Source organism: Mycobacterium sp. E740 (assembly GCF_001672895.1).
Lineage (GTDB): Bacteria > Actinomycetota > Actinomycetes > Mycobacteriales > Mycobacteriaceae > Mycobacterium.
The window spans coordinates 22,929-49,206 of record NZ_LZKP01000209.1 but is presented as its reverse complement, the minus strand read 5'-3'; the positions used below and the strand labels follow the sequence as shown (position 1 = coordinate 49,206).

At 67.0% G+C, this 26,278-nt stretch carries 23 protein-coding genes; 10 read left to right on the top strand and 13 right to left on the bottom strand.

Translation table 11 applies throughout. The features are described from left to right. Positions 1-45: 45 nt before the first annotated feature. The 4 genes from A5663_RS20390 to A5663_RS20375 all read right to left on the bottom strand — a co-directional run bounded on the left by A5663_RS20390 (position 46) and on the right by A5663_RS20375 (position 3,331). A complete protein-coding gene (locus A5663_RS20390; RefSeq protein ID WP_068153446.1) occupies positions 46-453 on the bottom strand; it encodes a hemophore-related protein in 408 nt (135 codons plus the stop codon). A 118-nt stretch (positions 454-571) separates the two neighbouring features. Further along, on the bottom strand, positions 572-1,630 hold the full coding sequence (gene dmpG, locus A5663_RS20385; protein ID WP_068153443.1) for a 4-hydroxy-2-oxovalerate aldolase: 1,059 nt from the start codon (positions 1,628-1,630) through the stop codon (positions 572-574). Next, positions 1,627-2,538: an acetaldehyde dehydrogenase (acetylating) gene (locus A5663_RS20380; RefSeq protein ID WP_068153439.1), complete on the bottom strand. Its 912-nt coding sequence runs from the start codon at positions 2,536-2,538 to the stop codon at positions 1,627-1,629. The genes dmpG and A5663_RS20380 overlap by 4 nt, the downstream gene beginning before the upstream one ends. Before the next feature lie 7 nt (positions 2,539-2,545). Further along, positions 2,546-3,331: a 2-keto-4-pentenoate hydratase gene (locus A5663_RS20375; RefSeq protein ID WP_068153434.1), complete on the bottom strand. Its 786-nt coding sequence runs from the start codon at positions 3,329-3,331 to the stop codon at positions 2,546-2,548. 73 nt (positions 3,332-3,404) lie between these two features. Between A5663_RS20375 and kstD the strand changes: the two genes are divergently transcribed. The 3 genes from kstD to A5663_RS20360 all read left to right on the top strand — a co-directional run bounded on the left by kstD (position 3,405) and on the right by A5663_RS20360 (position 7,008). Beyond that, positions 3,405-5,087 (top strand): 3-oxosteroid 1-dehydrogenase, encoded by a 1,683-nt coding sequence (gene kstD, locus A5663_RS20370; protein WP_068153464.1) that lies wholly within the window; start codon positions 3,405-3,407, stop codon positions 5,085-5,087. 2 nt (positions 5,088-5,089) lie between these two features. Further along, entirely contained in the window at positions 5,090-5,950 is an 861-nt protein-coding gene (locus A5663_RS20365; RefSeq protein WP_068153431.1) for a MaoC family dehydratase, read from the top strand. Positions 5,951-6,180: 230 nt separating this feature from the next. Beyond that, the gene (locus tag A5663_RS20360) at positions 6,181-7,008 is read left to right on the top strand and encodes an MPT63 family protein (RefSeq protein WP_068153427.1); all 828 of its coding nucleotides are present in this window, start codon (positions 6,181-6,183) and stop codon (positions 7,006-7,008) included. Between the two features lie 25 nt (positions 7,009-7,033). On the opposite strand, the gene A5663_RS20355 is transcribed toward A5663_RS20360, so the two are convergent. The 3 genes from A5663_RS20355 to galE form a co-directional block, all read right to left on the bottom strand. Beyond that, positions 7,034-7,702, bottom strand: a complete 669-nt coding sequence (locus A5663_RS20355; RefSeq protein WP_156744579.1) for a hypothetical protein — start codon at positions 7,700-7,702, stop codon at positions 7,034-7,036. A 46-nt stretch (positions 7,703-7,748) separates the two neighbouring features. Next, on the bottom strand, positions 7,749-9,752 hold the full coding sequence (locus tag A5663_RS20350; protein WP_068153424.1) for a cellulose biosynthesis cyclic di-GMP-binding regulatory protein BcsB: 2,004 nt from the start codon (positions 9,750-9,752) through the stop codon (positions 7,749-7,751). A gap of 93 nt (positions 9,753-9,845) precedes the next feature. Next, positions 9,846-10,808, bottom strand: coding sequence for a UDP-glucose 4-epimerase GalE (galE, locus tag A5663_RS20345; RefSeq protein ID WP_068153421.1), 963 nt, complete (start codon positions 10,806-10,808; stop codon positions 9,846-9,848). Positions 10,809-10,883: 75 nt separating this feature from the next. Between galE and A5663_RS20340 the strand changes: the two genes are divergently transcribed. The 7 genes from A5663_RS20340 to A5663_RS22835 are packed head-to-tail and all read left to right on the top strand — an operon-like array spanning position 10,884 to position 20,333. Further along, complete coding sequence (locus tag A5663_RS20340) at positions 10,884-11,699, top strand: FkbM family methyltransferase (protein ID WP_156744578.1); 816 nt, start codon at positions 10,884-10,886, stop codon at positions 11,697-11,699. 15 nt (positions 11,700-11,714) lie between these two features. Continuing rightward, entirely contained in the window at positions 11,715-13,232 is a 1,518-nt protein-coding gene (locus tag A5663_RS20335; RefSeq protein WP_082974272.1) for an oligosaccharide flippase family protein, read from the top strand. 22 nt (positions 13,233-13,254) lie between these two features. Then, complete coding sequence (locus A5663_RS20330) at positions 13,255-13,941, top strand: hypothetical protein (protein WP_156744577.1); 687 nt, start codon at positions 13,255-13,257, stop codon at positions 13,939-13,941. A gap of 8 nt (positions 13,942-13,949) precedes the next feature. After that, a complete protein-coding gene (locus A5663_RS20325) occupies positions 13,950-15,824 on the top strand; it encodes an O-antigen ligase (protein ID WP_156744576.1) in 1,875 nt (624 codons plus the stop codon). A 12-nt stretch (positions 15,825-15,836) separates the two neighbouring features. Next, positions 15,837-16,832 carry a hypothetical protein gene (locus A5663_RS20320; RefSeq protein WP_231976851.1) on the top strand — a complete coding sequence of 332 codons (996 nt, stop codon included), beginning with the start codon at positions 15,837-15,839 and terminating at the stop codon, positions 16,830-16,832. Beyond that, complete coding sequence (locus A5663_RS20315) at positions 16,832-17,974, top strand: glycosyltransferase (RefSeq protein WP_068153409.1); 1,143 nt, start codon at positions 16,832-16,834, stop codon at positions 17,972-17,974. Before A5663_RS20320 ends, A5663_RS20315 begins: the two co-directional genes overlap by 1 nt. Further along, positions 17,964-20,333, top strand: coding sequence for a glycosyltransferase (locus A5663_RS22835; RefSeq protein ID WP_231976850.1), 2,370 nt, complete (start codon positions 17,964-17,966; stop codon positions 20,331-20,333). Before A5663_RS20315 ends, A5663_RS22835 begins: the two co-directional genes overlap by 11 nt. Here A5663_RS22835 and A5663_RS20305 read toward each other — a convergent pair. From A5663_RS20305 to A5663_RS20280, 6 genes are read right to left on the bottom strand one after another with little or no spacing between them, the layout of a single operon-like run. Beyond that, a complete protein-coding gene (locus tag A5663_RS20305; RefSeq protein WP_068153406.1) occupies positions 20,306-21,565 on the bottom strand; it encodes a glycosyltransferase family 4 protein in 1,260 nt (419 codons plus the stop codon). The genes A5663_RS22835 and A5663_RS20305 overlap by 28 nt on opposite strands. Before the next feature lie 14 nt (positions 21,566-21,579). Beyond that, the gene (locus A5663_RS20300) at positions 21,580-22,749 is read right to left on the bottom strand and encodes a lipid-transfer protein (protein ID WP_068153405.1); all 1,170 of its coding nucleotides are present in this window, start codon (positions 22,747-22,749) and stop codon (positions 21,580-21,582) included. Further along, positions 22,746-23,150 carry a MaoC family dehydratase gene (locus A5663_RS20295; RefSeq protein WP_068153402.1) on the bottom strand — a complete coding sequence of 135 codons (405 nt, stop codon included), beginning with the start codon at positions 23,148-23,150 and terminating at the stop codon, positions 22,746-22,748. Before A5663_RS20295 ends, A5663_RS20300 begins: the two co-directional genes overlap by 4 nt. After that, a complete protein-coding gene (locus A5663_RS20290) occupies positions 23,147-24,118 on the bottom strand; it encodes a bifunctional MaoC family dehydratase N-terminal/OB-fold nucleic acid binding domain-containing protein (RefSeq protein WP_068153398.1) in 972 nt (323 codons plus the stop codon). Before A5663_RS20290 ends, A5663_RS20295 begins: the two co-directional genes overlap by 4 nt. Continuing rightward, the gene (gene fadE29 / locus A5663_RS20285) at positions 24,115-25,278 is read right to left on the bottom strand and encodes an acyl-CoA dehydrogenase FadE29 (RefSeq protein WP_068153395.1); all 1,164 of its coding nucleotides are present in this window, start codon (positions 25,276-25,278) and stop codon (positions 24,115-24,117) included. Before fadE29 ends, A5663_RS20290 begins: the two co-directional genes overlap by 4 nt. After that, the gene (locus tag A5663_RS20280) at positions 25,263-26,276 is read right to left on the bottom strand and encodes an acyl-CoA dehydrogenase family protein (RefSeq protein ID WP_068153392.1); all 1,014 of its coding nucleotides are present in this window, start codon (positions 26,274-26,276) and stop codon (positions 25,263-25,265) included. The genes fadE29 and A5663_RS20280 overlap by 16 nt, the downstream gene beginning before the upstream one ends. Positions 26,277-26,278: the final 2 nt, after the last annotated feature.

The window sequence follows — 26,278 nt, the reverse complement described above, 5'->3', positions numbered from 1 at the left end:
CGCTCATCGCGCCGGCCTTACGGTCGGCGCGATGAGCGTTGCCGATCAGACGTCAGTCAAGGCGGCCGAGATCGGGGTCGGCGTCACCTTAATGCCGCACTGGCTGGAGAGCGTCGCCGCCGGCTCGTTGATCGCCTTCAGCTCGGACTCGACACGCGGGTTCTGCTCGAAGTAGGTGCGGAAAGCCTGCGTGGCCTGGTCCTGGGGCTGCGTGGCGATCTTGGTCAGCGCCTCGTTGGCCTCGGGGTTCGAGGCGAGGTAGGTGCTGGTCGACGCCGACACCGTACTCGAGGTGTTGGCGATCGCGCTCACGCTGCACGAGTCGTGGGTGGGCGTCGGGGCCGGCTGCGCACTGGCAACCGGCGCGATGATCGCGGCGGAACCGAATGCGAGAAGGCCCCCTGCGAACATGCCGTAAAGGCCGCGTCGCACGGTCGTTGCGGACAGGTTCATCGAATCACTCCTTCAGTCTGCGACCTGGTGGCCGCTCTCAGAAGGCGTAACCGGTCCCCGGGGAAGGCTAAACAAGCCCCAGGACAGACGGCGTGTTCGGCAGGGTAGGCCCGCCGGGTCAGCCGGCCGTCGCCGCGGCGTCCATCTCGCGCTTGATCTCCAGCGCGATGTCGATGAGCTGGTCCTCCTGGCCGCCGATCAGCTTGCGCTGGCCGGCGCGGTGCAGCAGCTTGTGCGCAGGCACGCCGTAGCGCTCGGACTGGCGGATCGCGTGCTTGAGGAAGCTCGAGTACACCCCGGAGTAGCCCATGATCAGCGCGTTGCGGTCGAGCAGGCACTCGGCCGGCATCGCGGGAGCGACCACCTCTTCGGCGGCGTCGGCGATGTCGAAGAAATCGATGCCGGTCTTGACGCCGATCTTGTCGAACACCCCGATCAGCGCCTCGACAGGCGCATTGCCCGCACCCGCGCCGAAGCGGCGGCACGACCCGTCGATCTGCTTGGCGCCCGCCCGCACCGCCTCGATCGAGTTGGCCACGCCCAGGCCGAGGTTCTCGTGGCCGTGAAAACCGACCTGCGCGTCGTCACCCAATTCGGCGACCAGCGCCGCGACGCGGTCCCGCACGCCCTCGAGCACCAGGGCACCGGCGGAGTCGACGACGTAGACGCACTGACAGCCGGCGTCGGCCATGATGCGGGCTTGGGCCGCGAGCTTCTCCGGCGGGATGGTGTGGCTCATCATCAGGAAGCCGACGGTCTCCAGACCCAGTTCGCGGGCCAGCCCGAAGTGCTGGATCGACACGTCGGCCTCGGTGCAGTGCGTGGCGACACGACAGATGGAGCCGCCGTTGTTCTGCGCCTCCTTGATGTCCTCCTTGGTGCCCACACCCGGCAGCATCAGAAAGGCGATCTTGGATTCGGTGACCGTCTCCGCCGCGAGCTTGATCAGCTCCTGCTCCGGCGTCTTGGAGAAGCCGTAGTTGAAGCTGGAACCGCCCAGGCCGTCGCCGTGGGTGACCTCGATGACCGGCACACCGGCGGCGTCCAGCGCCGAAACGATCGCGTGCACTTCCTCTTTCGTGAACTGGTGCCGTTTGTGATGGCTACCGTCGCGCAGCGAGGTGTCCGTCATCCGGACGTCCCAGATCGGGTTGAAGTAGATGCCGTCGGTGCTCATGCCTGCGCTCCCGTCATGGAGAGACTTTCCTTGGCGATTTCTTCGCCCACTTTTGTGGCCGCGGCCGTCATGATGTCCAGGTTTCCAGCGTAAGGCGGCAGGTAGTCGCCCGCACCCTCCACTTCGATGAATGTGGTGACGACGTGGTTGCCGCCGTTGACGACCGACGGCTCGTCGAACTGCGGCTCGTTGAGCAACCGGTAGCCCGGCACGTAGGTCTGCACCTCGGCGACGACGTCGCGGATCGACTGCGCGATCGCGTCGTGGTCAGCGTCTTCGGGGATCGCGCAGAAGATGGTGTCGCGCATGATCATCGGCGGTTCGGCCGGGTTGAGGATGATGATCGCCTTACCGCGCTGGGCGCCGCCGATCACCTGGACGCCGTTGCTGGTGGTCTTGGTGAACTCGTCGATGTTCGCGCGCGTGCCCGGCCCCGCCGACGCCGACGACACCGACGCCACGATCTCGGCGTAGGGAACCTCGACGGCGCGGCTGACCGCGTACACGATCGGGATCGTGGCCTGCCCGCCACACGTGACCATGTTGACGTTCGGCGCGTCGAGGTGCTCGCGCAGGTTGGCCGGCGGGATCACCCCGGGCCCGACCGCTGCAGGGGTCAGGTCGATCGCGCGGATGCCCGCCTCGGCGTACTTCGGCGCCGCGTCGCGATGCACGTAGGCGCTGGTGGCCTCGAACACCATGTCCGGCTTGTCGCTTTGCGCCAGCAGCCAATCCACGCCTTCGTGCGAGGTCTCCAGCCCGAGCTTGCGGGCGCGGGCCAGTCCCTCGCTCTGCGGGTCGATGCCGATCATCCAGCGTGGTTCGAGCCACTCCGAACGCAGCAACTTGTAGAGCAGGTCGGTGCTGATGTTGCCCGACCCCACGATGGCGACGCTTGCTTTGGGCATGACGCTCCTATTCGAAACTGAGGTGCACCGAGCCGAGCCCGGCGAAATCTGCCACATAGTCGGCACCGGGGGTGGCGTCGAACGCCTTCGTGCACGATCCCGGCAACACGATGTCGCCCGCCTTGAGGCGGACGCCGAAACTCTCCACTTTGCGGGCCAGCCAGGCCACCGCCGTCACCGGATTCCCCAGCACCGCATCGCTGCGGCCCTTCGCCACCACCTCGCCGTTGCGGGTCAAAGTGGCGGTGATGGCCCGTATATCTATGTCCTTGGGCGAGACCCTGCCCTCGCCGAGCACCCACCCTGCCGACGAGGCGTTGTCGGCGATGGTGTCGCAGAGCTTGATCTTCCAGTCCTTGATGCGGGTGTCGATCAGCTCGATGGCCGGGGCGAACGCCGCCGTCGCGGCCAGCACGTCGTCCTCGGTGCAGCCCGCACCGGGCAGGTCGTCGGCGAGGATGAAACCGACCTCCACTTCGACGCGGGGGTAGAGGTAGTCCGCGGACTTGACGGGCGTGTGCTCGTGAACCGCCATCTCGTCGAGCAGGTGTCCGTAGTCGGGTTCGTCGACGTTCATCATCTGCTGCATGGCCTTCGACGACAGCCCGACCTTGTGGCCGATGACCTTGGCGCCCTCGGCGACGCGCTGGCGGATGTTGATCAGCTGGATCTCGTAGGCGTCTACCACGTCGATGTCCGGATGCCCGTCGGTCAGCGGCGCGATCGGGACCCGGCTGCGCTCGGCCTGTGCGAGGTCGGCGGCGAGCTCCTGGCGCACCTGGTCGCTGAGCATCCTGGTTAAGTCCCCTCGTCGTATTGACCGGCGCGGTTGTGGGTCCGCCGGGCGATTCTATAACGTGTTCTACATGACTGGTCAGGAGTACGACGTCATCGTGGTGGGGAGCGGCGCGGCCGGCATGGTCGCCGCGCTCACCGCAGCCCACCAGGGACTTTCCACAGTAGTCGTCGAGAAGGCTCCGCACTACGGCGGTTCCACTGCGCGGTCAGGCGGCGGCGTGTGGATCCCGAACAACGAGGTTCTGGAGCGCGACGGCGTCAAGGACACCGCCGAGGCCGCCCGCACGTACCTGCACAACATCATCGGCGACGTCGTCCCCGCCGAGAAGATCGACACCTATCTCGACCGCGGCCCGGAGATGCTGTCGTTCGTGCTCGAGCACTCGCCGTTGAAGCTGTGCTGGGTGCCCGGCTACTCCGACTACTACCCCGAGACGCCGGGCGGCAAGCCCACGGGCCGCTCGGTCGAACCCAAGCCGTTCAATGCCAAGAAGCTGGGCGCTGACCTGGCGGGCCTGGAACCGCCATACGGCAAGGTGCCGCTGAACATGGTCGTGATGCAGCAGGACTACGTCCGGCTCAACCAGCTCAAGCGGCACCCGCGCGGACTGCTGCGCAGCCTCAAGGTCGGTGTGCGCTCGGTATGGGCCAATGCCACCGGCAAGAACCTGGTCGGAATGGGCCGCGCGTTGATCGCCCCGCTGCGTATCGGGCTTCAGAAGGCCGGTGTGCCGGTGCGGTTGAACACCGCGATGACCGACCTGTATGTCGAGGACGGTGTCGTCCGGGGAATCTACGTCCGTGACGCCACTGCGCCGGAAAGCGCTGAACCGCAGCTGATTCGGGCGCGCCGCGGCGTGATCCTCGGCTCGGGCGGCTTCGAGCACAACGAGCAGATGCGGGTGAAGTACCAGCGCGCCCCGATCACCACCGAGTGGACCGTCGGCGCCAAAGCCAACACCGGCGACGGCATCATCGCCGCCGAGAAACTGGGAGCCGCGCTCGACGTCATGGAGGACGCCTGGTGGGGCCCGACGGTGCCACTGGTGGACGCGCCGTGGTTCGCGCTGTCGGAACGCAATTCGCCGGGTTCGATCATCGTCAACATGGCGGGCAAGCGGTTCATGAACGAGTCGATGCCCTACGTGGAGGCGTGCCACCACATGTACGGCGGCCAATACGGGCAGGGGCCGGGACCCGGGGAGAACATCCCCGCGTGGCTGGTTTTCGACCAGCAGTACCGCGACCGCTACATCTTCGCCGGACTGCAAGCCGGACAACGTATTCCGAAGAAGTGGCTGGAGTCGGGCGTCATCGTCACGGCCGGCACTCTCGAGGAGCTGGCCGAGAAGACCGGTCTGCCGGTCGAGGCGCTCAAGGCGACCGTCGAGCGCTTCAACGGGTTCGCGCGCTCCGGTAAGGACGAGGACTTCGGGCGCGGCGAAAGCGCGTACGACCGCTACTACGGCGATCCCACCAACAAGCCCAACCCGAACCTTGGTGAAATCAGCCATCCGCCGTACTACGCGGCCAAGATGGTGCCCGGCGACTTGGGTACCAAGGGCGGTGTGGTCACCGACGTGCACGGACGAGCGCTGCGCGACGACGGGTCCGTGATCGAAGGCCTTTATGCCGCAGGTAATGTCAGCGCGCCGGTGATGGGACACACCTACCCCGGTCCGGGCGGCACCATCGGCCCGGCGATGACGTTCGGATACCTGGCAGCTCTTCACCTGGCCGGCAAGGAGTAACGGTGCCCATCAATCTCGACGAGGCACTGGGTGCCGAGCTTCCGGCCGCCGAGTTTTCCTGGACCAGCAGCGACGTTCAGCTCTACCACCTCGGGCTGGGCGCGGGCACCGACCCGATGGACAAGCGCGAGCTGCGCTACCTGACCGACGAAACTCCGCAGGTGCTACCGACATTCGGCAACGTCGCGCAGAGTTTCCACATGACCGAGCCGCCGACAGTCAAGTTCCCCGGCATCGACATCGAACTGTCGAAGGTGCTGCACGCCAGCGAGGCGGTGTCGGTTCCGGGACCGATCCCCCCGGCCGGCACCGGTATCGCGGTCACCCGGTTCACCGACATCTGGGACAAGGGCAAGGCCGCGGTGATCTGGTCGGAGACCACGGTGACCGCGCCCGACGGCACACCGCTGTGGACCCAGAAACGTTCGATCTTCGCCCGCGGCGAGGGCGGCTTCGGTGGCGATCGCGGACCCTCGACGTCGTCTGAACCGCCGCAGCGCGCACCCGACCACGAATTGTCGATTTCCGTGTCCCCGCAGCAGGCGCTGCTGTACCGCATGTGCGGCGACCGCAACCCGCTGCACTCCGATCCGGACTTCGCTGCGGCGGCCGGCTTCCCCCGGCCGATCCTGCATGGTCTCTGCACCTATGGGATGACCTGCAAGGCGATGGTCGACGCGCTGCTCGACGGCGACACCGCTCGGCTCGGCAGTTACGGCGCACGCTTCGCCGGCGTCGTGTTTCCCGGCGAGACGCTGAAGGCCCGAATTTGGCAGAACGGCGATGGTTTCGTTGCGACCGTCACGGCGCCCGAACGTGACGACGCTGTGGCGCTTGCGAGTGTGGAATTGATTCCCGCTTGATTTGAGGTTAATTGCCTCCCCGGTCGGCATACGCGTTTGCTATTCCCCATTGATCTCCGTGAAACACAACGCCAGCTGTATCGCGCTGTCGAAAAGGCAATTGCCACAGCATGAGTCGACGGCGCCGAACCCCAATGGCTTCAGCTGATCCGGAATCCACAAATTCACAGCAACCTGATAGCTTCGGTTTCGGTGACCATCCCAATTGTCGGACGAGTCAGGAGCACATCATGAAGATGACAAAGATCACCAGCGTATTTGCCGCAACCGCGACCGCGGGTTTCATCGCCGCGCCGATCGCAGCCGCGGAAGTCGAAGCCGCCCAGAGCGAGGCCGCCGCGCAGACCCAGACGCTTGGCAGCCAGGGCAAGCTGGTCGACGGGGCCGTCGTCCAGGGCTGGACCGTGACCGGCCTCAAGCCGAGCAGCGACGCCATTCCGTACCACGCGGCCGGGACGTTGTGGGAAGCGACCGCGACCGACCAGGCGGTGCAGGGCTCCGCGACACCGATCGTGTCCAATTTCAACGCCAGGGCCGCCGATGGCCAGACCTACCGCGCGCTGTTCGGCGTCGCCACGCCGCAGGGCGTGAACCCGTCGACGATCGCCCAGGGGCAGCAGACGTCGGGCAAGGTGTACTTCGACGTCACCGGCGCCAGCCCCGACAGCGTCGTGTACAACGCCGGCGGCCGGGACCTGTTGGTGTGGACGCAGCCGCCGGCTTCGAGCTCGAGCAGCTCGTCACCGTCGACGGCGTACGGCGCGCAGAACAGCCCGGCGACCGCCGCCCCGGCGCAGGCTCCGGGCACGGCGGCTCCCGAAGGCGCGCAGGCCGCTCCCGCCGCGAACGGCGCCGAGGTTCCGGAAGGCACTGAGGGTGCCCCGCTGCCCGAGGGCAGCCAGGGCACGCCGATCGCGCCGCAGGGGACGCCGCACGGCACGCCCACGCCCGCTTCCAGCGGTGCCCAGGGTGTTCCGCAGCCCGCGACCAGTCACGGCACTTCGGCGCCGACGGGCGACCAGGTGCAGACCCCGAACACCTACGCGCCGACTCCCTGACGGATAGCGCTTACGGTCAGCGCCGTCACGAGTGGGAAGACCACCACGCGTACAGCTGTGGGAAGGTCGGGCCATCGGCCCCCGCTCGGACGGCGCTGACCGTCATCCGGGGCTCGTCGCTCCAGACGACTATCGGCTTGCCGTCCTGAAGACCGCAGAACAACTGCCCGCTCACCCGGTCGGGCGTCGCGTTGCGCCGCCACGGCCCGGGAGACTGGATATTGCCCGGGCAGTTGACCCGGCTGGCTGTTGCGATCGCGGCGTCGAACTCGGCTTGCAGGGCAGCCTTTTCGCCGAAGAGGCGGTAGTTTGCCGACACCGGGCCGTCCGGGTCGTTGTTCCGATCGCAATCCACCTGCGCCAGTGCGTTTTCCGGCGTAGCGGTGGTCTTGCATGCCCCGGGTGGATACCCCCGCGGCACGAGACGCAACAACTGGGCTTGCTCTGCGTCCTGTGCGGGTTCCGATCCGCCGGCCGATCCCGTTGCCGCCGACGACGTTTCGCCGGCGCTCGAATGCGGTTCTGTGTCATCGGCGGAGGGCCACCAGAGCACAACGCCGCCCACTATCACCGCCACGGCGCCGACGACCGCGGCGCCGGCGATCAGGGGCTTGAGGTCACGCTGCCGCCGCGCCGGGCGCGGGTCCACCGTCAGCGGTGCGTCGAACCGGTCCGGTGGCTGAGACGAGGTCACGTTTCAAGAGAGTAGTAGGAGTGGGCGCCGGCCGTTCGACTGTCCGCTACCGCGGCGCTCGGTTGGCTTCGCGAAATCTTCTGGAGACCAGATAGATTGCGCCGGCGAGGACGATGAGCGCTCCCGCCCCGATCAGGATCCACTCGTACCAGGGCAATCTCGTGTCCTCGGGCTGCTCGGCGCCTGAGCTCGAGGCACCGGCACGCTGGCTCGCGCCCACCATCACCGGTCCATCGGATCGGACCGTGATGTCTTGCGGGTTCCCGCCCTGGCCGACGACGAGCACATCGCCGCTCAGATCGCGCCAGCCCTGGTTCAGCCTGGCCAAGTAGTCGAAGAGCGGTGTCGCGAGGGTCCACGGGCCCGACGCGGTCAACAGCACGACCGTCCGATTGTTCTGCGCATAGCTCTGGAGTGCGGCCAGCCCGGAGGCGACGTCGACCACTGCCGAAGACGGCAGGTCGATCTTGGACTTGTCACCGGTCGGGTCAATCGGTGGATCGAGGGCGTGTTCGTGCACCGACTGCCCGCTGGCGATGATCAACGCGCTGGTGTCGCTCGCCGCGGCATCGTCGAGGCTCACCAGCTCGGGTGTCAGCGCGGTCGGCGACAGCCGCTGGATGAGACCGATGATCGTCGCCGCGTGAACGAGTTCGTCGGGGTCGCTGTTGTCGAACGCCACTTTGAATTTGGGCACGAATGCCTGCGGAAGCGAAGCGAAGCCGCCCATCGCCACGGGACCGCCGGGCCGAAGGGAAGTCGTCGACATGGGATCGAGCTCGAAGTTCATCGGCAAGGTCAGTGGGCTGCAGGCGCGCGGGTCGGGCTCGTACCTGATGGTCAGGGTCACGTCCTGATCGCGGGCGGAGAGGTCGGCGGGTATCGCGATGCGGCTGTCCACACGTCCGGACGCGTCGAGGCGCACGGTGGCGAGCACGATGTCGCCCATGGCGACGATCATCGTCCCCTTCTGGTCTTCGCTGACCGGCGTGTAGTTCGCCAGCAGGCGGATGTCGAGGACGCTCGGCTTGCCCGCTGTGGCCATCGCGGGAGCGAGATTCAGATAGATGTAGGACTCTCCCAGCACTGAGGTACGACCGGTGATGCCGAGCTGACCGAAGGTCGACCTGCTGGTTTTGTCAACCACCGGGGGATCGGCGGATTCGACGCTGACCTCGCCCGCCTGTGCCACTTTCTGCAGGCCGTCCCGGAACAGCCGAGCCTGCCGGGTCAGGGCGTCGCCTTGTCCCGACATGGCGAGGAAGGGCGGCCCCGCATCGGTGACCAGACGCACACCGGGATTCGGCTCGTCGACGTCACGGATGAGGATGGCGCGGGTCGAGACGTCGCGGTCAGGCGGGGGCACCGGGGTGGCGCGGGGCAGCGGGCGAAGATCGATCTTGACCGGTGCCGGCTGGTAGTACTTGGTCACCGCGGCAACGAGGCTGAGCGCGGTGAGTTTCTCGGCGTCGGTCGGCTGCGGATCGACGTAGATGTCGAAGACGGGTGCGATCGCCGGGAGGAATTCCTCGATCGTCGTGGGGGGCCGGGCGTTCCCGGTGAACGCGGTGCTGAAGTTGCCCACGGTCAGGGTCGGCGGTGGGGAACACACCGCCTCGGTACCGGAGACCCGCAGGGCCAGATTCAGTTGAGCCTGATGGCCCACCACCGGAACGGAGCGGATGTCGAAGGAGAAGGGTGCCGCCGGCCGCTCAGCGGAGAAGTTCGGTACCGGAACCGAGCCCAGGGACCGTCCGTCCACGGTCTGCGCTTCCAGGTAGCCCGAGGGTATGTTGCTGGCCGATTCGAGCATTCCGGAGAAGGTGGTCGGCGAGAGTCCCTCCGGCACGGGGATCGAGACCTTCTGTGTCGCGTCGTGACCTCTGAAAGACAGCTGCTGGCTCATGCCGAGTTGCTGCCCGCTGAAGGTGATGTCCGGTGGCGGGGCATCGCCGGGCGGCTGGCCGATCGCCGCACTCGGAACACCGATCACCTGTAGAGCAGCGAGGCATCCCGTGACGATCAGTGCTGACCAGATTCGCCCGATCACAGCCTGCCTTTCGCCGCGGAGATGGGTCGATGCGGGTACCCGATAGTAGCGTTGCACCAGCGCAATCGGTCGCTGATCACCGCATGCATGTCGTCAGGCTGGCGGGGCGGACCAAGCTCGCCAGGCACTCTCGACGGTGTCGTGCAGATCGTGGGTCGATGCCCAGCCGAGCTCGGTGCGGATCTTGGTGGGATCGGCGACGACGTCTGCGGGATCACCCGGTCGTGGCGCGCTGATCTCGTACTCGAAATCGACGCCCGTCACCTGACGAACCGCTGCCATGATGTCCAGAACGCTTGTGCCAGTGCCGGTTCCGATGTTGTAGACACTGCCCAGTGGGGCGTTCGCCATCTGGTTCAGCACAGCGGTATGCGCGTCCGCGACATCGTTGACATGGATGTAGTCACGGATGCACGAGCCATCCGGCGTCGGGTAGCTGTCTCCGTAAACCTGGGGCGGCACACCCGAACTGATCGCTCTGAATACTTTCGGTATCAAGTTGTTCTCACCGCGGTCGGCCAGTTGCGGGTCGGCGGCGCCCGCGACGTTGAAGTAACGCAGTGCTGACCAGTTCAAGTCGTGGGCTGCTGCGACGTCGCGGATCATCTGCTCACACATCAGTTTCGTCCAGCCATATGGAGACGAGGGTTCGGTCGGCGAGGTCTCGGTGACCGGGCTGCAGGCTTGTGCCCCGTATACCGCCGCGCTGGACGAGAACAGGATCCGGCGTGTCCCGGCTCGGATCATCGCCGAGAGCACACGTTGCAGCCCGATGACGTTCTCCTCGTAATAGAAGAGCGGGTTGGCGACCGACTCCTCGACGGCTTTCTTGGCGGCGATGTGAACGACGGCGTCTGCAGAGAAAGCGTTCAGCGATTCTTCGACGAAGGCGGCGTCCAGTAACGATCCGGCGAAGACAGGGGCTTCGGCGGACAGGCGGGTTCGGCTGCCGGTCGAGAAGTCATCGAGGACCGCGGCCGTGTGGCCACTGTTCTGCAATGACCGCACGACGTGCGAACCGATGTAGCCTGCCCCGCCCGTAACCAGAACTCTCACCGCACACTCCTATGCCGTCATACGGCTGTCTTTCAATGGACCGTGTGGCCACTACGGCGATGTTATCGTCGCGATGTGGCCCTCAAACACGCGATTTTTCGTGCGCTCAACCGTGGGCCCGGCCGACCGCTGATCACCGTTGTGGCGAATCGACGAGCCAAAGCCGCAGGGGAACAAGCACGATTCACGTACGACCGCCCGTCGGGGTCCTGGCTGAAACGCACCCCGGCTGGGGTCACGCTGCTGCCGAGGCCACAAGGAATGGGCATCGAGGAGAGCGAAGCTTTCACGCGGGACGTCTTCCTTCCCCATTACACGGTGAAGCCCGGCGACGTGGTACTCGACATCGGCGCTGGAATCGGCTCGGAGACACTGCCCTTCGCCCGCTGGGTGGGCCCCTCGGGCAATGTCGTTGCGGTCGAAGCGCATCCCGCGACTTTTGCCACCCTGCAACGCACCTGCCAACTCAACGGGGTGACCAACGTGAAGTTGGTTCATGCGGCCGTCATGGATTCCGACCGACCGGTCATGATCAGCGACCTGCCGACCGAAGTCAGCTACGAGAACAGAATCGGTTCCGACGGGGTCGAGGTGCCGGCGCTGACCCTCACCGATCTGGTCGGCAAGTATGGTCTGGAACGCATCGACTTCCTCAAGATGAACATCGAAGGCGCCGAATTGCCTGCGCTGCAAGGCGGTTCCGAGGTGCTGCCGCTGGTGCGTCACGCGGCGATCGGATGCCACGACTTCTTGGCCGAGGAAACGGGAGACGGTTCCTACCGGACCAAGGATGCCGTGTACGAGTTGTTGGTGGACGCGGGTTTCACCGTGCGCAGGCGCGATGACGACCCGCGTCCCTGGGCAAGCGACTACCTGTTCGCAACGCGCTGAGCACCACCCGATGCCATGCGGCTGAGGAAACAGAAACCAGCGAGCCCCGACGTCGACGAACCGACTCCCCCCGCCGTCTCGTCGACGGGACGTCAGGCCGCCTGGAACTACCTCGTCTTCGGCCTGAGCAAGAGCTCTGCCCTGATCACCACGGTGGTCGTGGCGCGGCTGCTCGATCCCGCCGACTTCGGCCTGTTCGCGCTGGCGCTGCTGATCATCAACTTTTTCGACTACATCAAAGACCTCGGTGTCGGCGCCGCCCTGGTGCAGAGCCCCGGTTCCTGGAGCCGATTCGCGCCGACGGGGTTGACCATCGTCACCGTCTTCGGCCTGCTGTCCGGCGGGGCACTCGCCGCAGCCGCGCCGCTGGCCGGATCGCTTCTCGGACAACCCGAGCTGACCAACATCGTGCGGGTACTCGCCGTCGCGGTCACGATCTCCGCCATCGGCATCCTGCCGAACTCGTTCCTGCGCCGGCGGCTCGATTTCAGAAGAAGGTTGTGGCCGGAGTTCTTCGCCGCCGTCATCAAGGCCGCTCTCACAATCGCGTTGGCGGTTGCGGGTTTCGGCGTCTGGAGCCTGGTCTACGGTCAGCTCGCCGGCACCGTCGCGCTCACCGTCTTGTACTGGTTGGTCGCTCGCACCAAACTCCGGTACGGCTTCGACGCCGCAGAGGCGCGCAATCTCGTGGGGTACGGAGCATCCGTCACGGGTGTCACCTTGTTGGCGTTCGGCATCGCGAACGTCGACTACGCGGCGATCGGATTGCGGCTCGGCGACACCGCGCTGGGCTTGTACACCCTGGCGTTCCGCATCCCCGAGCTGCTCGTCCTCAACCTGTGCGTGGTCATCAGCGAGGTGCTGTTCAGTTCGCTCTCCCGGCTGCAGGAGCAGCGTCGCGACGTCGGCGAGCACTACCGGCAGGTCCTGTCCGTCGTCGTTCCGCTCACAGCACCCATCTGCGTTGCCCTGGCCGCCGCGGCCCCAGCCGTGATCGGCACTCTCTACGGGCATCAATACGCCGAGGCAGCGCCCGTGCTGGCGGTGCTGTCCATGTACGGGCTGGTCCACTCGACGTCGTTTCACGCCGGCGACGTCTTCAAGGCGATCGGACGCCCGGGGCTCCTCACTGCGACCGGCGCGGCGAAACTGCTCGTCCTCGCATGGCCGATCTACTGGGCGGCTGGGCGGAGCATCGTCATGGTCGCCCTGGTGTTGCTGATCGCCGAGTTCATTCCCCTCGTGGCGAACTTCGCGTTGGTGAGAGTGGTGACGGGGCTGCCCATCAGCAGCCTGGCGAAGGCGACTCTGCAGCCGATCCCGGCAGCGGCCGCGATGGCGCTCGTCATGGTGGGCATCACCTACGCCACCAGGAAACTGGCCGACCCGATAGAACTCACGCTGGCCGCATTCGCCGGGATCGTGTGCTACCTATTGGTGCTACGACTCACTGCACGCGGGCTCTTCGATCAGGGGTTGTCAGCTATTCGCTCGCTGCTGCGGCGACCGGCGTATGCGGCGCGGCGCGACTGAGGGTCGCGGAAAGGGGGACGCCGTGCTCAGAAACCTGTCTGGGCGGCGGTGGCTTTTCGTGGCCGTCTGCGCGGCGATCGGAATGCTCGCAAGCGTTCTGGTCGCCTTCTTTCTCGTCGGGCATCTACAGAAATTCCGGGCCCAGGCGACGCTCGCGATGTTGCCGGCTTCCTACATACCCACCAGCGACGCCGCCGGCTACTGGGAGGTGCTCAACCACGGCCAGGCGACACGTTCGGCGGCGATCGTCCTGGGTCAACCCACGTGGCTGCAGGCCGCTGCCGCGGCCGCCGGGGTGCCCGCCTCGGAGCTGGCCCTTTCGGCCGGCGCGGTGCGCGACACGACGCTGATCGAAGTGACCATCGACGCCAACTCCGCAGCGGCCGCAGAAGCCGCACTGAGCGCGGTCTTGTACGACGCGGACGGCGCGGCGACCGCGGTATCAGGTCCGTTCCGCCTCGAAGTGGTCAAACCGCCGGCCGGTAGCGCACAGCCGTTGGGCCCCAGCGGCATTCAAGTCCTGGGCACCGCCGGAATCGTCGGCCTGGTGCTCGGTGCGGGCATCGGAATTCTCATCAGCTGGTGGACCGGGAGCCGACCTCGACGGGGACTGCACCGTGACCGCAGCGGCAGCGCCCCCGGCACGCGCGACGCCGACACCGCGGAACTCGACACCAGCTCACCACCGCCCGGGACGCCGTCTCGGTGAGAACGCCGGTGTCCGACAGCGTTGCGGTGTCCGGGCATCGGGGCACAGTTCTGGTGACGGTCGTGATGGTCGTCTGCGAGGTGGCCAACGTCAGCGGCGTGGTGGGCAGTAAGGGCCCATTCTCGGTGTTCCGCCTTTCGCTGCTGCTCGGACTGGTCGCGCTCGGACTGGCGCTGCGTGACCCCGTCGCCCGCGCTCGACTGAATTGGTGGACAGCCGGGTTCATCGGACTGGTCGGCGTCTTTCTGCTGACCCGGTTGCTCTCCGCGATCGGCGCCCAGGATGTCGGCGCCTCGCTCGGTCTGCTGACCAACGAAGTAGCCGACTTCCTCTTCGTCATCGTGGTGCTGATGCTGATCCAGGTGACCGAGCGCCCATGGGCGGTCGCCGCAGCGGTGGTGGTGCCCCTTGCCGTTCTCAGCGTCCTGACGTTGGTCAACCAGTTGCTCTTCGGTGGCGCCGCGTCGTTCGGTGGGTTCGCCACAGTCACCGAAGCGAGCGGGGAACTGGTCACCACCCCGCGCTACGGGGGGCCGCTGCCCGACTCGAACTTCTGGGGTCGCCACCTCATCATGGGACTGCCGTTGGCCGGCGCGCTGATCGTGCGCGCCCGGGCCGCAGGGCAGCAGCGCGTGGTCGTCGCCTGGGCCGCTGCGATGCTCGCCTTGCTGATCGGCATCTACCTCACCCAGTCGCGGGGGACCTTCATCTCGACGCTGGTGGTGCTCATCGTCTGGACCGTCGCAAGCGGCCCCGGCGCGCGGCGGCGGGCGGTCAAGATGCTGCCGGTCGTGGTGCTCATCCTGTTGGTGCCCGGCGTCGGCAATCGACTCGTCGCACTGATGAACGATCTCTGGGGGTCACAGCCGGGCTACACCATCGACCCGTCCGTCGCGGGGCGGATGGCAGCGCAAGAGGTCGCGTGGGCGATGTTCGACGACCGTCCGATCTTCGGCTTCGGGCTCGGCGGCTTCGGACTGGAAGTGCCCCGCTATTCGGGCCTCGTGCCGACGGCGGTGACCGAACCCGCGACAGCGGCACCCCACGACCTGTATGCCGAGCTCGCCTGCGAAGGCGGTGTCGTCGGCCTCATCGGTTGGGCGATCCTGGTCGGTGGCATCGTCGTGTGCATCGCTGTCCGGGTGTCACAGCTGGCCCTGCGGTCGGACGTCGTCGAGCGTTGCCTGGCTGCTGCCGCGCTTGCCGCGATCATCGGTTGGTCGACGGCCAGCATCTTCATCCACTTGTCCTACCTGCGAACCTTCGGGATCCTCCTCGCGCTCGCCGGTGCGATGGCCGCGAAGGTCGGCCCGGACTGGAAGGAAGCGACGCGCGCCTGGCCGAGGACCATCGGTGCGGCCGCCGCCGCGGTGGCGCTCGGAGTTGTCGTCTTGTCCGCGTTCCTCACCGCGACGGCCACCCGTGTCCATACCGCGAGTCAGCGCGTCACCATCCTGCCCAACCCCGGGACGGATTACGGGTACGCCTACGCCCTCGACATGCGCAGTCGCAACGTCGTGCTGCCCAGTTACGCGGCATTGATGTCCGCCGGCAGCGCCCAGAGCACCGCGGTCGCAGACACCGTCCGCGGCGTCGTCACGATCACGGTGACCGCGCGCGACCACGCCGCCGCACGCGATCTCCTCGACGCCGCCGTGGAGCGCGCGCGAAGCAACCTCACCCGGTTCGGTGCCGACTCGTTGTACGAGCTCTACCCGGTCGGCACGGTCGTTCAGCAGGACGGATACCGGCATTCCGCGACAGCCATGGTGGTCTCGCTGGCGGCTGGGACGGCGGTCGGCGTCGCAGCCTTCTCGCTGTTGCAACGGCGAAGACACAGCGGGGGCATGCGTAGGGTGGTACCCACACGACAGTGTGGTTGAGGAGAGCACACCATGCAGGCCCTGGGTCGGTCACCGACCGAGCACGAGCCGCGCCCGTCGGCGCTGAAGATGCCCCGATGGATGTTGTCGGTCGCGTTGCCGGTGCTCGTCATCGCCGCGCTGTGCATCACCGCGGTCGGCTGGCATTCGAGCGCAGCGGCCGAACCGTTCGCCGAGGACAGTCCGTTCCGGACAGCGCTGGCCGACAGCGCTTCGGTGGACGTCAACAGTGCCCCGATGGTGGCCAGGATGACCCGGGACGCCGCCATCTACGCCAACCTCGTGGAATTCGCCATCCCGGTCTATTCGGCCGACAGCGACACCCCGCGCACGACGGTGACGTGCCGGATCACCAAATGGGGCGCATGTCCGTTCGCCGGCCACCCGGTTCCGATTCCCGACGGCGCAGAACCCTCACCCGGATCCGACGGAGCCATGGTCGTGATCGACCACGACAACCGATTACTATATGAATTCTGGCAGGCACGACACGAAAACAACCAGTGGACAACAAGTTTCGGGGCAGTCAATCACCTCGACGGTTCCGGCTGGGGCACCTACGACAACGGATTCAGCACCGCTTCGGGGGCGTCGCGGCTGGCGGGAGTGATCCGGGTCGACGAGATGCGCCGCGGCGAGATCCCGCATGCGCTGGCACTGCAGAGCGACAGCACATGCGCCGACGTGTTCCGGTCGCCTGCCATCAAGACCGACGGGACATACCGCGGACCGGACTGCGTGCCGGAAGGTGCCCGCATCCGGCTGGACCCGGATGTGAACATCGACGAACTGAATCTCGGGCCGGCTGACCGGGTGATCGCCCAGGCGCTGCAGACGTACGGCGCCTACGTCGTCGACACCGGCGGCGCTCCGCTCAGCGTCGCGTTCGAGCGCGATCTCACCGCCGCCGCCGAGTCACCGGGAACCACGTACGAACAACACGACCTGCAGTGGGATTACAGCCGTATCGACGGCATTCCCTGGGAGCGCCTGCAGGTCCTGGCCTGATGCCGGTCCGAGAGTCGCACCCCTCGGCGCCGTCGCGGCCCACCCGGGTACTGATGGTGCTCGACCATTTCAGCTTCGGCGGCGCCGAGAACCTCGTCGCCGAGCTGGGACTGCGCGCTCCCGCATCGCTGTCGATCTCCGCCGCGAGCCTGGCGCCGCCGACCCGCAACCTCACCGAGCTGTTCGGTCGCCTCGCCGAGGCCGGGCTGAACCCGACCTACCTGAACGTCTCACGGCTTCTCGACGTGGTCGGCTTCGCGCGTCTGGTCCGCACTCTGCGGCGCGCGCCCGTGGATGTGGTTCATGCGCATCTCGGGTATTCGGCCGTCGTCGTGACGCTCGCCAGTTACCTGGCGCGTAAGCCGGTCGTCGCGACCCTGCACTTGAGCCCCCAGCGCCACAGCAGCCGCGCGGAGTGGCTGAAGGAGCGCCTCTCGGTGCGGGTGCCGGAGCGTTTCGGCCGGCTGGTGCTGGTGTCGCAGCACGCTTTCGACGAGTACGCGCGGTTGCACGGACCTGCCCGGCGTACCTGGCGGATGATTCCGAACGGCGTCGACACCGAGCGCTTCAACATCGGGCGCACCGGTGATTCGCCCGGCGGCCCTGTCTGGGCATGTGTGGCGGCGCTGCGCCCCGACAAGAACCACGGGGATCTGCTGCGCTCGTGGGCCGCGGTGGTCGCCGCTCATCCCGACGCCACCCTGCTGATCGTCGGTGACGGGCCCGCCCGCCCGGATATCGAACGCGCGATCTCCGAACTCGGCCTCGCCGACTCGGTGACTCTCCTGGGTCGCCGCGAAGACGTCGCCGACATCCTGGCCACGGTCGACGGCGTCGTCTCGGCGTCTGTCGACGAGGCGTTGCCCACGGCGCTGATCGAGGCGGCCGCCTGCGGTCTCCCGGTGGTGGCCACCGACGCCGGGGGCACGCGCGAGATCGTGGTGAACGACGTCACCGGCCGTCTCGTTCCGTTGCGCGACGTCGACGCCCTCACCGAAGCGTTGTTGAGCACGATCGGTGACCCCGTGCGCGCCGCCGGCTTCGGACGGGCCGGGCGCGCCCTGGTCGAACAGAAGTATTCGCTGGACCGCTGGGTCGAGAACCTGAACAATCTGTACGCGGAGGTCCGTGGTGCCGTCTGACGCTCCGCTCACAGTCGCCCACGTCATCCACTCGCTGGGCGCCGGGGGTGCCGAGGCGGTACTCGTCGAACTGGCCCGCGTCGCTCCTGCGGCAGGTCTGCGCATGATCGTGATCGGGCTGTCGGACGCCCATACGTCCGGTGGCGTCGACAACCGGGTGGTCGCCCCCCTGCAGGCGCTGGGTGTGGTGGTCCACGAGCTGCGCTCGTCGCGCTACAACGCCTTGGTCGCACGCAGGCTCGCGCGGATCCTGCGCGAGGAGGGTGTCGACATCGTCCACACGCATCTCAAGCACGCCGATGTGGTCGGCGGTGTCGCGGCCCATCTGGCCGGCGTGACGTCGGTGTCGACCCTGCACGTGATCGACAAGCCGAAATCCGGGGCCGACCTGGTGCGGGTGCGCGCCGCCCTGAGCGTCCGCAGCCGGCTGGCCGACACGGTCGTCACGCTCTCCGAAGCCCAGCGGCGCTGGTATGCGGAGTTGGCGGGTGCGCACGCTCCCGTCACGGTCCTGCCCAACGGCGTGGGCGAGCCACACGCGTCACGAGACCGCGAAGCCGTCCGCGCCGAGCTCGGGGTGACACCGGACCAGACGCTCGCGCTGTGCGTCAGCCTGATGCGCCCGGAGAAGGGGCACGCCGACCTGCTGGAAGCGATGCGTATCGCGTCGCCGGACCTTCCCGTTCTGCTCGCGCTCGCCGGAGACGGCCCACTGCTGGACGAGATCACCGATGCCGTCGACGGCGATCCGCGGCTCAAAGATCGGGTACTGGTCCTCGGGTTCCGAAGCGACGTAGCCGATTTGATGGCCGCGTGCGACTTCGTCGTGCACCCCTCCCGAGAAGACGCGCTACCCACGTCGTTGATCTCCGCTTTGGCGGCCGCACGGCCGATCGTCGCGACCACCGCCGGCGGCATCACCGACATCGTTTCGCCCGAGTGCGGGCTGCTCGTCGAACCCGGCAACCCGGCCGCCCTGGCTGCTGCCGTCACCGAGATGACGGCAACGGTCCGCGAGGACGGTCCATCTCGACTGCGTATCGAGCAGGCGGCACGGCAGCGCTACGAATCGACCTTCAGCGCCGACACGTGGGCGCGCAGACTGCGGACGTTGTACGAGCAGACCATCGCGCGGCGGGCCGGACACAACGCGGACCCGAAAAGCATTGTGCTGGTACAGTTCCCGCCGTCTGGTGGGCTCTTCCACTTCACGTTGCAGCTGGGCGAGGGACTTGCCCGGGCGGGTGCGGACGTCGAGGTGATCACCGGGCACGCTCCCGAGTTCGCTTCGCGCGAACCCGGCTGCCGCGTCCGCAGCATCCTGCCGACATGGCATCCCAACGCCGGTGAAGACGTTCCGGACTGGTGGCGCCGCGCCCGGCGTGGCATCCGGGCGGGCCGCCACGCTGCCGCCTGGGCGGTCTTGATCGCCTATCTGGTCCGAAAGCGGCCGGCCGTGGTCGTTTGGTCGCTGTGGCAGTTCTCGCTCGACGGCTGGGGTGTGCACGCGGTACGCCGAGCACTTCCGGATGCCGTCCTGGCGTTGATCTGCCATGAGCCACGCCATTTGGTCCGGCGCCGCGATCAACCCGGGATGTACGACACGGCAGCGTCTTCCAGCAACGCGCTGAGGCAGGCGTACGCCGATTTGGATGTGGCGTTCGTGCTCGGTGAGTCAGCTCGGCAGGCGCTGTCCGAGACGTGGCCGGTCAGTGCTCCGATCCACGTCATTCCACACGGGAACGAAGCCATCCTCGCCGAGGCGGTCCCGCCGGCGGACGAAACGGGTCAGGTAGTGCTCGCGTTCGGGACCATCACCCGGTACAAGGGAGTCGACACATTGTGCGCGGCATGGCCTCTCGTCCTGGCAGCAGTTCCCCGCGCGGAGCTCGTGATCGCCGGCGCGCCCGACGCCGACATCGACAAGCGCGAGCTGCGCACGCAGGTTTCGCGCCTCGAGCGCGCACGGCTGGACCTGGGTTACGTCGCCGCGGCGGACGTGCCGTCCTACTTCGCTCCGGCGCGGTGCGTCGTTCTGCCCTACAAGCGCAGCAGTCAGTCGGGTGTCGCGCACTTGGCGCACACATTCGGGCGTCCGGTCGTCGCGTCGCGCGTGGGAGACATTCCGTCCGCGGTCGACGACGGCGTCTCGGGTGTGCTGGTGCCTCCGGACGATCCGGCGGCGCTGGCGGATGGGCTGATCCGGCTCCTGACCGATCCGCAGGCGGCACGGCGGATGGGAGATGCGGGGGCACAAGCGCTTTCCGGACGATCCTCTTGGGACGAGGTCGCGGCCCGCTTCCTTCGCGGAATCCCCCGATCGGCCGCGAATCAGCCGAGCCCGAACGCTTCGTCGTAGCGGGTGAACACGGCCTGACGCGAGTAGCTCACCTCGAAGTGCTCGCGGGCGGCCTCGGAGAGCTCGATGTTGTGCGACGGTTCGGTTGTCTCGAGCATCGCCCGCGCGAAGTCGGACGGGGTGTCCCCCAACACGACACCGTGTTCGGCTCCCGCCGTGACGCCGTCGGCGCCGATCGACGTGGAGACGATCGGCACGCCGCCGCTGAGCGCTTCGATCATCTTGAGCTTGACGCCGGACCCGAAGCGCAGCGGGTTGACCAACGCAGCGGTGCGGGAGAGGACGGTCGTCAGTTCCGGTACGTAGCCAAGGAGATCAACGCTGTCGGCGTGCCGCCTGGCCGACGCGATCAATCCCGCGCGCGCGTCTCGGCCGACGATGGTCAATCGTGCGTCGGGCCGCGCAGCGAGCACGAGCGGCCAGATGTCGGAGAGGAAGAACCGCAGGCCGTCTTCGTTGTGGGTCAGCGAAAGTTGGCCCAGGAAAAGGAATTCCGGTGCACCGCGATATTCGCGAACAATCGGTGGACGATGACCGAGCAACGGCGGTATCGCCCGCACCCTGTCCGGGCCGAGGCCGGAGCGTTGGCGCAGCAGGGCCGCTTCGTGCTCGTTTATCAGCAGCGTGGTGTCTAAGCGGTGGACCGTCCGATCTTCACTGCGCCGCACCAGGCTCTGCTCCCAGCGCAGGAGCGCGCGTTGGGTCGGCTGCCACTGTGCCAGCGGACGCACCACCGCGGGCACATGGGTGCCGAAGTTGCCCAGCGCCTGCAGATCGACGTCCGCATTGCGTTTGGCGGCTTGCAGCATCCCCCGGTAGCGCTCGGAGAACAAGTCGTCCAGGTAGCACACCGTCGCGCCGTGTCCCTCGCGCACATGCTGAGCCATCCGGACGGTGTCGTAGATCGTGAGGTCCGGCTCGACGTCCGCCAGGGTTCGGTGAATCGCGTCACGCAGATCTGCAGTGTTGAGCAACGCTTCCTGCATACTCGACCGACCGGTGAGGGTGCGCGAGAGCAGGCTCCCCATTGCGCTGGCTTTCGCCGGCTTGGCCACGCAGTGAGCGGTCACCGGGAACTGACCGTCCACTGGTTCGCCGACCAGCACGTAATGAACGTTGCGGCTGCCCACGCGCTCGGCCAGGTACTCCACGAATCCGGCCAACACCACCTTCTTGCCGGCGTCGCTCGGATAGGGATCCACTGCGCTGATCAGCGCGACGGAGTTCCGCATCCTGTCCCGCTGGGTCAACCGAGGATGAGACCCGATGTCGGCACGCCGGTGCCGGCGGTGACGAGCACATGCTCGACGTCGGGGACCGGGTTCACCGACGTGCCGCGCAACTGCCGCACACCCTCGGCGATTCCGTTCATGCCGTGGATGTAGGCCTCACCGAGCTGACCGCCGTGGGTGTTGATCGGCAGCCTTCCGCCGATCTCGATCGCCCCGTCCTTGATGAAGTCCTTGGCGTCACCGCGGTCGCAGAACCCGAGCTCCTCCAACTGGATCAGCGTAAACGGGGTGAAATGGTCGTAGAGGACAGCGGTCTGGATGTCGGTCGGCTCGAGCCCCGACTGTTCCCACAGCTGTCTGCCGACCAGCCCCATCTCCGGCAACCCGAGTTCGGGCCGGTAGTAGCTGGTCATCGAATACTGGTCGGGGCCGGCGCCTTGGGCGGCCGCTTCGATGACCGCGGGCCGGTGCTTGAGATCCTTGGCCCGCTCGGCCGACGTGATCACCAGCGCCACACCGCCGTCCGTCTCCTGACAGCAGTCCAGCAGTCGCAGCGGTTCGGCGATCCACCGCGAATTCTGGTGGTCCTCGATCGTGATCGGCTTCTCGTAGAAGTACGCCTTCGGATTGTTGGCCGCGTGCCTGCGGTCGGCAACGGAGATGGCGCCGAAATCTCTGCTGGTCGCACCGGATTGATGCATGTAGCGCCGCGCGATCATCGCCACCTGCGCCGCGGGCGTGGACAACCCGTGGGGATAGGAGAACGAGTTGTCGACGCCCGTCGAGTCGGCGTTCTCCACCAACCGCATCTGCACCTGGCCGAACCGCACACCCGAGCGTTCGTTGAAAGCGCGGTATGCCACAACGCAATCCGCGACACCGGTCGCCACCGCGATCGCGGCCTGCTGCACGGTGGCGCAGGCCGCCCCGCCGCCGTGGTGGATCTTCGAGAAGAACTCCAGGTCGCCGATGCCGGTCGCCCTCGCGATGGCGACCTCGGTGTTGGAGTCCATCGTGAACGTCACCATGCCGTCGACGTCGGCCGGCGTGAGACCCGCGTCGTCGAGTGCGTCGAGCACCGCTTCGGATGCGAGCCGCAGTTCGCTGCGCCCGGAGTCCTTGGAGAAGTCGGTGGCGCCGATGCCGACGATCGCGGCCCTGCCGGACAACGGGCTGCCACTCATGCTCGTCCTCCGATCGTCAAGGTGGCAGTGGCGATCACATGGTCACCGAGGCTGTTGCTGCCAACGATTTTCAGCGTGATCACGCCGTCGTCGACAGCAGTGACCTCACCGGAGAACGTCACGGTGTCATACGCGTACCAGGGCACGCCGAGACGCAACGAGATCGACTTGATGATCGCGTCGGGTCCCGCCCAGTCGGTGATGTAGCGCTGCACCAGACCGGTGTCGGTGAGGATGTTGACGAAGATGTCCTTGCTGCCCTTGGCCTGTGCCTTGTCCCGGTCATGGTGGACATCCTGATAGTCCCGCGTGGCGATGGCGGTCGACACGATGAAAGTCGGGTCGCCGTACAGCGCGAGTTCGGGCAGCTTGGTGCCCACCTCGACAGCCGGGGCGCTCATTTGGCGGGCTCCCACGCGTACAGCGTCCACGCCGGACCGGAGTCGCCTTCAGGGAAGTCGATATATGTTGCGCGAACGGGCATTCCGATCTCCACGGCAGCCGGGTCGACGTCACGTAGCTCGCCGAGCATCCGCACACCTTCTTCGAGTTCGACGAGCGCGATGACGAACGGCAAGGTGCGACCCGGCACCTTCGGTGCGTGGTGCACGACGAAGCTGAACACGGTGCCGTTGCCGCTGGCGACGACGTAGTCGGTGGGCTCGCTCTTGTCTTGCCACAGTGCGGGCACCGGGGGGTGCACCAGCGTGCCGTCAGCCCGCTTCTGGATGCGCAACTCGTGCGCGTTGACGCCGTCCCAGAAGAACTTGGTGTCGCGCGACGACGCGGGCCGCATCATCATGGCCGCGTCCAGATCATCGGGCACGGTTGCGCCAGCCGACCCCTCTTGATCGGCGTCGGCCGGCTTGAACTTCATGATGCGCCACATCATTTCGGCCACGTCTTCATCGCCGACCGACCACGTGATCTTCTGCGTGATGAAGAAGCCCTCGCCCAGCGCGGTGTTCTTCGGGCCGATGACGTCGGTCAACTCCGCGGTGACGCTGACCTCCTCGCCGACCCGCAGATACCGGTGATAGGTCTGTTCACAGTTCGTCGCGACGACACCGATATAGCCGGCCTCGTCGAACAGGTCGAGGATCTTGCCGAGCGGGTCGTCGTCGGGCCGGACACCGCCGAGCCCCATCATCGTCCAGACCTGGATCATCGCCGGAGGTGCGACCGCGCCGGGATGCCCGGCGGCATTGGCGGCGGCGTCGTCGACGTAGATCGGGTTCCTGTCACCCATCGCGTCGAGCCAGTGGTCGATCATCGGCTGGTTCACCGGGTGCCTGCCGACCCGGGGCTTGCTCTTGCCCTCGGCCTTGACCCGTTCCGCGGCGGCCTTGATGTCGTCGACGGCACTCACCGGGGGACCCTCGGGACCTTCAGGCCCGCGGCCGCGATCATCTCCCGCATCACCTCGTTGACACCTCCGCCGAACGTGATCACCAGGTTTCGTTTCGTCTGTGAGTCAAGCCATTCCAGCAGTTCTGCGGTTTCCGGTTCGGCCGGGTTGCCGTACTTGCCGACGATCTCCTCGGCGAGACGTCCCGCGTACTGGATCCGCTCGGTGCCGAACACTTTCGTCGCGGCGGCGTCGGCGACGTCGATGGTCTCCCCGGCCGCGGCGACCTGCCAGTTGAGCAGTTCGTTGATGCGCCACATCGCCTTGAGCTCACCGAGCGAACGCTTGACGTCGTCGTGGTCCAGCGGGATGTCGCCGTTACCCCCCGGCCTGGACGCCCACTCGTACACACGGTCATACAGGCTGGCGAATCGCCCTGCCGGACCGAGCATCACGCGCTCGTTGTTCAGCTGGGTGGTGATCAGCTTCCATCCGCCGTTCTCCTCGCCGACGAGCATGTCGGCGGGCACCCGCACGTCGTTGTAGTAGGTGGCGTTGGTGTGGTGCGCACCGTCGGACAGGATCATCGGCGTCCACGAATAGCCGGGATCCTTTGTGTCGGCGATGAGGATCGAGATGCCCTTGTGTTTGACCGCCTCTGGATCGGTTCGGCAAGCCAGCCAGATGTAGTCGGCGTCGTGTCCGCCTGTGGTGAACACCTTTTGGCCGTTGACGATGTACTCGTCGCCTTGGCGCACGGCGGTGGTACGCAGCGACGCCAGATCGGTGCCCGCCTCCGGCTCGGTGTAGCCGATCGCGAAATGCACCTCACCGGCGAGGATGGCAGGCAGGAACTTCTTCTTCTGCGCGTCGGTGCCGTACTGCTGCAGCGTGGGCCCGACGGTCTGCAGGGTCACCGCGGGCAGCGGCACGTCGGCGCGTTGGGCCTCGTTGACGAAGATCGACTGCTCGATCGGGCCGAAGCCGAGCCCGCCGAACTCCTTGGGCCAGCCGACGCCGAGCTTGCCGTCCGAGCCCATCCGCTTGATGACGGTGCGGTAGGCCTTGCCGTGGCGGTCCTTTTCCATCTCCTTGGCCTCTTCGGCCGAGATGAGATTCGAGAAGTACTCCCGCAGTTCAGCTTGCAGTTGCCGTTGTTCGGGCGTCAGTTCGATGAACATTGAGCTCCCACCAAGTCGAGCCGGTGTGACGGGCCGCCCACGAGGCGGGCGAGGTCCTTGATCGAGGAGTAGTAGCGGTCCATGGGATAGGTGATGTCCATCCCCATGCCACCGTGCAGGTGATGACACAGCTGCATCACGGGAGGGGCCTGCGAGGCCAGCCAGTAAGCCAGCACATCGATGTCGTCGTCCGCGTCGCGGCCTTCCGAAAGCCGCCAGGTCACCGAGTTCGAAACCAACGTCAGTGTGCGAGAAGCGATGTAGACCTCGGCCAGCTGGGCGGCGACCGTCTGGAAAGTCGACAGCGGCTTGCCGAACTGCTCGCGGGTGGCGACGTAGTCGGCGGTGAGCCGCAGTGCGCCGGCGACCAGACCGGCGGCGAACGCGCCGATCGCCGCCAGTGCCAGCTGGTTGACCCGGCGGGCGTCGACACCCTCGAGCACTCCGTCGACCGCCGCGTCGGTGAACGTCACCGAGTACTCGTCGCCGTGGTTCGACGTCGGCGTCTTGGTCACCTCGACGCCGTCGGCCTTCGGCGACACCACGACGACCGCGGTGTCCGCCGTCACGACGAGCCAATCCGCTTGTCCCGCATAGGGAACTGCGACCTTTGTCCCGCTGATCTTGCCGTCGGCGAACCTGGTCGCCGGCCGGTCCGGCAACGGCGCACCGGCTTCGTTCAGCGCTGCCGAGAGCACGCCGCCCTTCGCCACCCCGGCGAGGTAGCGGTCCTGCTGCTCTTCGGTCGCCGACTCGAGGACCGGCAACAACCCCAGGCCCAACGTGGCCAACGCGGGGCTGATGGTGCCGTGCCTGCCGATCTCGGTGAGCGCCGTCGCCACCTCGGGCAGGCCGACCCCGTCGCCCCCGAGGCGCTCGGGTACGGCCAGCGCGGTCACGCCGCCGGAGACCAGCGCGTCCCAACTGTTGTCGCGGCCGAGCACCGAGGTCACCACGTCGGCGACAGCCTGCTGCCCTTCGTCTGGACTGAAGTCCACCC

Coding starts and splice junctions, on each gene's coding strand:
- A5663_RS20360 (WP_068153427.1), top strand. CDS start 6,181: ATGAAGATGACAAAGATCACCAGCGTATTTGCCGCAACCGCGACCGCG.
- A5663_RS20335 (WP_082974272.1), top strand. CDS start 11,715: ATGCGGCTGAGGAAACAGAAACCAGCGAGCCCCGACGTCGACGAACCG.
- A5663_RS20375 (WP_068153434.1), bottom strand. CDS start 3,331: ATGCTCAGCGACCAGGTGCGCCAGGAGCTCGCCGCCGACCTCGCACAG.
- A5663_RS20315 (WP_068153409.1), top strand. CDS start 16,832: ATGCCGGTCCGAGAGTCGCACCCCTCGGCGCCGTCGCGGCCCACCCGG.
- A5663_RS20295 (WP_068153402.1), bottom strand. CDS start 23,150: ATGAGCGCCCCGGCTGTCGAGGTGGGCACCAAGCTGCCCGAACTCGCG.
- A5663_RS20300 (WP_068153405.1), bottom strand. CDS start 22,749: ATGAGTGGCAGCCCGTTGTCCGGCAGGGCCGCGATCGTCGGCATCGGC.
- A5663_RS20320 (WP_231976851.1), top strand. CDS start 15,837: ATGCAGGCCCTGGGTCGGTCACCGACCGAGCACGAGCCGCGCCCGTCG.
- dmpG (WP_068153443.1), bottom strand. CDS start 1,630: ATGAGCACCGACGGCATCTACTTCAACCCGATCTGGGACGTCCGGATG.
- A5663_RS20380 (WP_068153439.1), bottom strand. CDS start 2,538: ATGCCCAAAGCAAGCGTCGCCATCGTGGGGTCGGGCAACATCAGCACC.
- fadE29 (WP_068153395.1), bottom strand. CDS start 25,278: ATGTTCATCGAACTGACGCCCGAACAACGGCAACTGCAAGCTGAACTG.
- A5663_RS20305 (WP_068153406.1), bottom strand. CDS start 21,565: ATGCGGAACTCCGTCGCGCTGATCAGCGCAGTGGATCCCTATCCGAGC.
- A5663_RS20390 (WP_068153446.1), bottom strand. CDS start 453: ATGAACCTGTCCGCAACGACCGTGCGACGCGGCCTTTACGGCATGTTC.
- kstD (WP_068153464.1), top strand. CDS start 3,405: ATGACTGGTCAGGAGTACGACGTCATCGTGGTGGGGAGCGGCGCGGCC.